Annotated in this window: 6 protein-coding genes and 1 tRNA gene; 2 read left to right on the top strand and 5 right to left on the bottom strand. The window is 55.9% G+C overall.

The window, feature by feature from the left end; translation table 11 throughout:
• Positions 1-224: 224 nt before the first annotated feature.
• Positions 225-716 carry a helix-turn-helix transcriptional regulator gene (locus ACR0DU_RS21220; protein WP_480877297.1) on the top strand — a complete coding sequence of 164 codons (492 nt, stop codon included), beginning with the start codon at positions 225-227 and terminating at the stop codon, positions 714-716.
• Between the two features lie 177 nt (positions 717-893).
• On the opposite strand, the gene ACR0DU_RS21215 is transcribed toward ACR0DU_RS21220, so the two are convergent.
• From ACR0DU_RS21215 to ACR0DU_RS21200, 4 genes are all read right to left on the bottom strand, one after another.
• Positions 894-2,018 carry a calcium:cation antiporter gene (locus ACR0DU_RS21215; protein ID WP_480877293.1) on the bottom strand — a complete coding sequence of 375 codons (1,125 nt, stop codon included), beginning with the start codon at positions 2,016-2,018 and terminating at the stop codon, positions 894-896.
• A 15-nt stretch (positions 2,019-2,033) separates the two neighbouring features.
• Positions 2,034-3,296 carry an MFS transporter gene (locus ACR0DU_RS21210; protein WP_480877291.1) on the bottom strand — a complete coding sequence of 421 codons (1,263 nt, stop codon included), beginning with the start codon at positions 3,294-3,296 and terminating at the stop codon, positions 2,034-2,036.
• 71 nt (positions 3,297-3,367) lie between these two features.
• The gene (locus ACR0DU_RS21205; RefSeq protein ID WP_170782158.1) at positions 3,368-4,441 is read right to left on the bottom strand and encodes an alpha/beta hydrolase; all 1,074 of its coding nucleotides are present in this window, start codon (positions 4,439-4,441) and stop codon (positions 3,368-3,370) included.
• Positions 4,442-4,668: 227 nt separating this feature from the next.
• Positions 4,669-5,697 (bottom strand): DUF1214 domain-containing protein, encoded by a 1,029-nt coding sequence (locus tag ACR0DU_RS21200; protein ID WP_170507292.1) that lies wholly within the window; start codon positions 5,695-5,697, stop codon positions 4,669-4,671.
• Positions 5,698-5,791: 94 nt separating this feature from the next.
• Between ACR0DU_RS21200 and ACR0DU_RS21195 the strand changes: the two genes are divergently transcribed.
• Complete coding sequence (locus tag ACR0DU_RS21195) at positions 5,792-6,862, top strand: AraC family transcriptional regulator (protein WP_480877286.1); 1,071 nt, start codon at positions 5,792-5,794, stop codon at positions 6,860-6,862.
• Positions 6,863-7,809: 947 nt separating this feature from the next.
• On the opposite strand, the gene ACR0DU_RS21190 is transcribed toward ACR0DU_RS21195, so the two are convergent.
• A tRNA-Met gene (locus ACR0DU_RS21190) sits at positions 7,810-7,886 on the bottom strand.
• Positions 7,887-7,894: the final 8 nt, after the last annotated feature.

Raw genomic sequence — 7,894 nt, 5'->3', positions numbered from 1 at the left:
CTTCCGACCGCCAGCACTCACTCCAGCAGTCGGAAGGGCCCGACAAATCGGGCGACAGCGACATCAACGAAGGTAAAATGAAAGTTGTGTCGAATTCGCATGTTTGAATCTATTTTTTCATAAATCAACATTTTTTCCGCGCGTAAACTTCGTTACGCTCTCGTATGATAAGCGTCTGCTTTCAAAAAAAAGGATAGTGAGCGCATCCTTATCGTCTGGCCGATTTGGTTAATGAGGCGTTCTTTCGCTCGGAGTACTACCGGACCTTTTATCGCAAGGTTCGGATCAGCGACGAGTTGGGAGTTTTGATCAGGCGAAACACCGTAGACTGGGTAGTAATATCCCTGTCGCGAGGCGCACGTCAGCCCCGGTTCACCTCTGAAGATGTCGCGAAGATCAATTCCATCCGAAAGACCTTGTCTGCCGCAGTGATCCGAAACTGGAACCTGAGGGGTGCCGAAGAACAACAAGAAGCCCTAAATCACGTCGAGGAACGGTTGGCCACCTTTGGAGCCGACAGGTTAAGCCCAAGAGAAGCCGAAGTCGTACGCCTTATTTTGCAAGGCCACTCAGCCGGTTCTGCCTCAGCGTTTCTCGGGATCACCGAAGGTACTGTCAAAGTGCACCGCCACAATGCGTATTCCAAGCTCGGCGTAAGTTCACAGGCCGAGTTGTTTTCCGCTGCCACGCGATACCTGGCATCAAAGCAAACTTAGTCGTGGGAAGTTGACAGGCTACAAAGTTATTCCGATTGCCGGAATCTGTTGAATACGGCCTAAAGCCGTCGTTGGCACAAACCAATGACAATGTCGGCTTTTGCGTCGCTCGCGGGAAGGAGATTGGAAAGCCACTGAAACGTGGCTTCCCAAATGGATAGAGAGGTTTTGGCCCCGTCACGACCCGTCGAAAATCAGGAACACGTAGGCCATAAAGGCGGCCAGATGCACGACGCCCTGAAGCGCATTTGTGCGGGTTCCTACGAAGGTCAGAATGCTGATCCCAAGGGTCAGAGCCAGTAGCACGATCTCAGCGCCTCCCAAGCCGAGCTCAATCGGAAGGCCGACAAAATGCGCAGCGATCAGAACTGCGGGCACTGTCAGGCCGATTGTGGCCAGTGCTGAGCCAAGGCAGATGTTGACGGCCCGTTGCAGCTTGTTGGCGCGCGCTGCGTCCAGAGCAGCCAGCGCTTCGGGGGTCAGGATCATGGCAGCCACGAGGAAACCGCCAAGCGCAACGGGCGCGCCAAATTCCAGAAGTTTGAAGTCGACAAACAGCGCGAGCTTTTTGGACATCAGAACCAGTGGCAGCATTGCCAGAACCAGCCAGACCACGTGAAAGCCAACACTTTTGGTTTCGAGATGGTGCGCGTCCGATCCTGCTGTGGTTGGCAGTTCATCTGCAGGCTGGCGGAAGATTTCTGGTTTGCCGGCGGTCTGATAGACGAGGAAAATGCCATAGAGCACAACCGACATCCCGATCATAAACGCTGTTTGCAGGGCAGAGAGGCCACCGCCGGGTGCAGATGTGGTGAAGCTTGGCAGCACAAGGCTTACGATGGCGACGGGAAGCAGGACCACGAGATAGGCATTGGCTCCCGAGAGGTTGAACACTTGCAGCCCATGGCGCAGGCCGCCAACCAGGAGGCTCAATCCAACCAGTCCGTTCATCACGATCATCAGCACCGAGAACATAGTGTCCCGCGCCAGTGTCGGGTTGTTGTCCCCGGTCAACATAACCGCTGTGATAAGCGCCACCTCGATGCCGATCACCGAGAGCGTCAGGATCAGTGTGCCATAAGGCTCACCGAAGATGACGGCCAGACATTCCGCGTGATGCACCACACGAAACACCGCAGCCAACATCACGCCAAAGATACCGCCCAGCAGCAGCCAGGACATGCCAGAGCCCATGGCGGCGGGCTTGATCAGATCACCGGCGAAGGTCAATGCGACAAACACCAACCAGATCAGTACCGTCGCTTTCTCCGCGCGCAGGATGTTTGAAGTAGAAAAAGTCATTTTGGGTCTCCTGCCTTAGCGTTTCTGGGTTGGTGCAGATTTGAGACTGGTGGTCTCTGCCGCCTTAAAGTTGGTTTGTTCAGCTTTTGCTGCAGGTGCGACCGTTTTGATCCGCACAACAACCAAGGCTGTGAAAGCGGCCATCACGATGGCGAGCATCCAGTTCATGGCCAGGTCGCCAAACACAGCCGAGACAACGCTTGTCAGGAGTGGGCCGATGATGCCGCCAATGGTGAAAACAAAAAGCATGGTTACAGCACTCGATGCTACATAAACGGGCACGGTCCGGTCCATCGCATGCGCCAGCAAAAGCGCATAAAGCGTGAGCATCGATCCACCGAGCAGAACCAGACCGACAAATAGGAGACGGTAGAGGGGTGTTCCCACCAAGCTCGCATGGCGAACACCATCCCCGGTGGAAAAGAACGCGAAAATAAGAAGCGCGAAAGTTGCCACTGCGGAGGCGACCAGAATGACCTTCCGGCGGTCCATCCGGTCAGAGGCAAGCCCCAGCGGGTAGAGAAACAGGATACGCCCGACGTAGACCGCGCCCATTGCGATCGCTACGTCCACGGCGTCGACGCCCATGGTCGCCGCCCGATATGGCACAACATTCATGAAAACCGTGGAGACTATGCCAACAGCGAGCGCGCCAAAGGCAGCTGTGGGGGCATCTATGAAAAGGGCTTTTACACGCACATTGGCCCGCTCTTTGCCTTCCGGTGGCGTGCTTGGCGCGGCTGCAATCACGACGATGGCGAGACAGTACAGCAAAGACACCAACACAAAAGACTGGTTCAAATCGTCTGGAGTCACGATCACGATAACCTGGCTCAACACCGACATCAGGCCCAGGATGATGGCAAACACCGCAAGCAGACGCCCGCGCGACGTCCCATCCACAGTTTCGCTGATCCAAGCGTCGCCGATGGCAAACAGCCCGGCTGTGGCGATGCCTGTGATAAGCCGCACAAACAAAAGGGTGGGCTCGTGATCTGTGACCGAAAAGAGCAAAGCCGCAGCCGTACAAATAGCGGCGGCCGCCGAAAAGGCGCGGATGTGGCCAATACTGGTGATCCAACCAGCAATGTAAAAGCAGCCAATCAGGAACCCCAGCGAGTAGGCCGCCGGTGCAAGCGCGGCGATTTCCTGCGAAGCACCGGTTTCCGCGAAATAAAGGGCGACAATTGTGCCGGACGCCGCGGTCACCAGTTGGATCGCGGCAATAGCAATGAAGAGATATTTGAGAGTGTGAATTTGAGCGCTGAAACTGGGCATATGCGCACCTTTGAAAAAAAATCCGGGATGGATGCCCAAGGCAACTTTGTCGATTGCCTTGGGCCGAGGGCTTACTTCAGATGAAGATCAAAGAAAGTGTTGAGTTCACGCAGCGCATCCTGCGTTTCCGGGGCATCGACCATGTAGCCTGCGATGTAGTCGCCGTGCGACTGGCCGTCGTAGACGTGCAGGTCGGCAATCACATCCGCATCCCGCATGGCGCGATGCATCCGCACTGTGTCACTGAGCAACAGATCCCGCGTGCCGGTCAGAAAGATTGCAGGCGGCATGCCTTCAAGGTCGCCATTGACCGGAGACAGGCGCGGATCCGCAAGATCGGTTTCACCTGCATAAAGCGCAAATGTGCCTGCAATCGCCCCGTCGTGACCGGCCAGCGGATCGAGACCTTTCAGCGTGATCCAGCTGTCGGACACATTGGCAAGATCGGTGGCGGGAGTGCCCGCCATGATCGCTCCAGGCATCGGCATACTGGCATCGCGCAGTTGCAGGGCTGTAGAGAGCGTCAGGTTCCCGCCTGCCGATGTGCCAAACATGGCGATCTTGGCCGGGTCAAAGTCCTGAATGATTTCAGTCCAGACCGCGATCACATCATCGGTTGCAGCCGGAAACGGATGCAGGGGTGGGCGGCTGTAATCAACGGAGATTACCTCAACACCCAGCCCGTGTGCCAGCCATGCAGCCTCGGTGATGGCCGCCTTGCCACCGTTAAAAACAAAAGCGCCGCCGTGGACATGCAAAAAAACCGTGTCGGCCCAACGCGCATCGATCTCCGCAGGAGTGACACGGTAGGTTGTGACGCCCGCCACATCTTCAACGACGTATGTCGCGCCGGTCTTGGCCAGCATCATCTCAGCTGATTGTGCATTGACCGCATCCAATTGTGCCTGCGCGGCCAACCACTCTTGCAAAGTGGCCGGTTCTGGAAGCGTGTCAGGCACGACGCGGGACCCGATCAGGTCCGCCAGCTGCGGAGAAACTCCAACCGGCACGGGGACCTCGCGGGCGGCCATTGGCAAAACATCGCCAGAGGCTACGGGCTTTGTTTCTACCGCAAAGGCGGGCACCGAAAGTGCTGCAACAAGAGCGGTGGTCAGGGCAATTTTCAGAACGGAACGACGTTTCATTTCAATCTCCTACGTTTGATATTTCCGTGATTGTCTTTGATGAACTTGAGGTAATTTCGCGCCTTGCACCTTGCGACCGCCGAAAGTGATCATTTGACGACAAAAGGGCGTCTGCTTGGGGCTTTTGTCTTGAAGCAGACCTGTGATGTGCAAACCAAGGGAGGCAGGTGGCAAAACAAAGCCCCGGTCGGACAATCGCCGACCGAGGCAATAGCGCGAAGCGTTGATCAGGATGTCTGATCAATCGGCAGGGCAATCGGGAAGGCCCAGCCATCTTCAAGGATCTCTGGACCCGGCTGATATAGGCGCACGACGTAGTTCCACCCGTCCATGATCGGCAAACAGTTCACCCGACCATCCTCACAATCTCCGAAATGTATGGTCACGGTGCCGTCCTCATTGGGAACGGAAGTCACGTTGTTGACCGAATAGGCCCCTGCGTCGTTGGGTACCATGTAACCGCTCGCATCATAGACTGTGACCGACCAGAAACCGTCTACAGGGACGTCGCCGACAGTCAGGGTGTGGGGAATGCTGCCATCGTTCCGATCCGGGAACTTGATGTCATAAACCGCCGCCGCAGGTGGGTTGCCGCCCCATCCGGCCGCCGCGCCGACCAAATGCGAGATTGGATTTACGGCGTCGGCCGTCCCAAACACCTCAAACGTGTTACCACTGAGCCCTTGCGCCAACGGAAGCAGCAGTTCGCGTGTCAAATCACGGGAGGCGGCGTCCCAGTTTGGTACCTCAAAGTGTCCGGCGTTAGACTGATATACTTCAATGGCGTCCTGAAGCGCGTTGGCCTCGGCAATGTCTGATGGGTCATTCTCGTCCGCGAACGTCCTGAACAGGACAGACATATAACGCGTGCCAACCTCCTTTTCAGTGAAATGATAGGTGCCCGCGTCATGAACAACGCCTACCACATAGTGATCCTGGTTGAGAATTAGCATGGACATAAAGCGTCCTTCGGAGTCTGGCAGCACAATCGAGGCGGGCTCGGTCAGATCGATCACGACGCCGGAATAAAGTGTATCGCGGTTCATCCGGATCACATCCTGCGCATCCAGTGGTACCGGTTCGCGGATATGCATCAACCCACCAAAGCCACCCAGATCAACAATGCGCTGATGATACATGTCGGTCTCAGCTCGCACAAAATTGGTCACATTCACCGTCACCGGGGCCTCCGCAAAAGCAGGCACGGCAAGGCCTGCGGCGGCAACGATGGCAAGGAAAGAGGATACCGTTTTCATTTCAATCTCCTTTGATGGTAAGAGCGCGACCGTTCCAATTTCGGTCGCTTTGTTTGGCTCATTCCTCAAGTAGGCGGCCAAGAATGGCGTTGGGATGGGCCAAACACTTCTCAAAGTGATCAATCGACGACATAGTGAGCGCGTGCGCGACCCGATGCAGAACTCAAGGGGTTTACTCCCGACACTCGACGCCCTGGACCAGATGGCGTCCCCAAGGCTCGTTGAACGTGCGCTCAAAGATGTTGGGTTAACCCGCACGGTGCTTGAAGGCCCTCCGGTTCCGCTGCCGATACGGTATCATGCACAGCTTCTGGAAACGATTTCCGGCAAAATTGGAGAGCGCCATCTCGGGGCGATCATGGCGAAAGACTTTGCCTACTCTTCTCTCAACCGGCCTGATCCGTTTTCGAGCTATGCACTTGGGGCTTCTCGGTTGGACATCGCCCTTCAACGGGCCGCCCGGGCGCTGCCCTTTCTCCAACGAGGGACCCAAATTCGCACACGAACCGACGGAAATTGTCTGGTATTCAGTTTCGGGGTGCAATTTGAAAAGAGCATCGGGGCTCAATTGCTTGAGCAGGAAATTCCTTCGATCCTAATCGCTCTTGTGCGTCCCTACCTTGGGACAAGCTGGGTGCCAGATTGGGTCGAACTTCCGGCTGAGCACAGGCTTCAGAAAGTTGCATTTGCACGATTGCTTGGCACAGAAGTCCGGGCCAATGCAGATTTTCCGGGGATCGCAATTCCGATGTCGCAACTTCAGACGCCGACCCGCCTTGACGAAGGCGGACGCGTGCAAATGACGGCTGCAGGCATACAGAGGTTGCGGTTGAACCGCCCGCCCCGCACACATGCCGAAACGGTACGCCAAGCGCTTCGCATGCAACTCAACAACGGCAGCGCCGCGGTCGACGATGTCGCGGCGGCACTTGGGGTCGGGGTTCGGACATTGCAGCGTCAGCTTCGGATCGAAGATGTGACGTTCAAGGAGATCGCGCTGTCCGAACAAGTTAGTCGGGCAAAGATGCTCTTGAGTGAAAACGACCTGAACCTGTCTCAAATCGCCTTTTATCTTGGTTTCTCCGAGGTCAACAGCTTCCGGCGCGCGTTCCGCACCTGGTTTGGACAATCGCCGACACAGTACCGTTCTCGCGCATTCAGCTAAGCTGCGGCATAGCGATTAATTCATCGAAGTCTGTGTCTGCAGTTGCTGCGGCTCCTCTTTGATCTTTGGAATGCGTGGTGAAAGCACACAGACCTGCAATTGCAGGTCACTTTAGGTATCCGGGGCTTGATCGAACGTGTTACGGTCCAACATGGACGGGATGGTGTGCAGATCGAACTGGAGGGTGCCCTGGCAGCAATGATTGGGCTGGCCCAGAACGACAAAAACCGCCCTGGGGCGGCTTGTGTGACACATTGTTCGGTAAAACTGGTTGCGGGAGTACGCAACCACCATTGCCGAACGAAATTGAGGTGTTTAGTTTAGGCGTGAGTTTGACATTCTCTGCCTCAAAACCCGCTGACCGGCTCGATTTATCTCCTTCATCAATCAGGTCGACGAGAACTTTGCCTTTGTACTAGATGGCCGGTACTTTCTGAGAAGGACAGTTGTCGCAAAAGCCGAGTGCGGCAGCCTTGATCAGAGGTTTTCGTATCAATCGGGATGGAGATTATTGCGAAACTTTTACAAGAGGTTGTTGCAATTTCCAGTTGTAGCGCACACGTTAACCACACCGTGCGTCCTTGACAGGCGAGCAACTGCCCTTATGTTCCATCCCAGTTTGAAGGCGAAGATGGATGATCTCGAAGCCCGCAAGAAAGAGTTGGAAGCAGAACTGTCCGCTTCGTCTCAGGAGCCACCCGTTCTTTTGCATCCCGGTCTCGCTGATCTTTACAAAGAAAAGGTGGCCGACTTGAGCGATGCGTTGAACAGCCCGGCCACGAAGACTGAAGCGACATCTATCATTCGTGGATTGTTGTCGGAGATTCGGCTGCTGCCCAATGACGGACGGCTGACCTTAGAACTCGTTGGGGAGTTGGCCGGTCTTTTGGCTCTTGGTACACAGCAGAACGCCCGCAGCGTTGGAGCTACGGGCGGTTCTGTGACGCTGGTTGCGGGAGCAGGATTTGAACCTGCGACCTTCAGGTTATGAGCCTGACGAGCTACCGGGCTGCTCCATCCCGCGACACTTAG

It is taken from the genome of Ruegeria sp. G2 (assembly GCF_056533505.1).
This window is presented reverse-complemented; position numbering and strand designations above follow the sequence as displayed.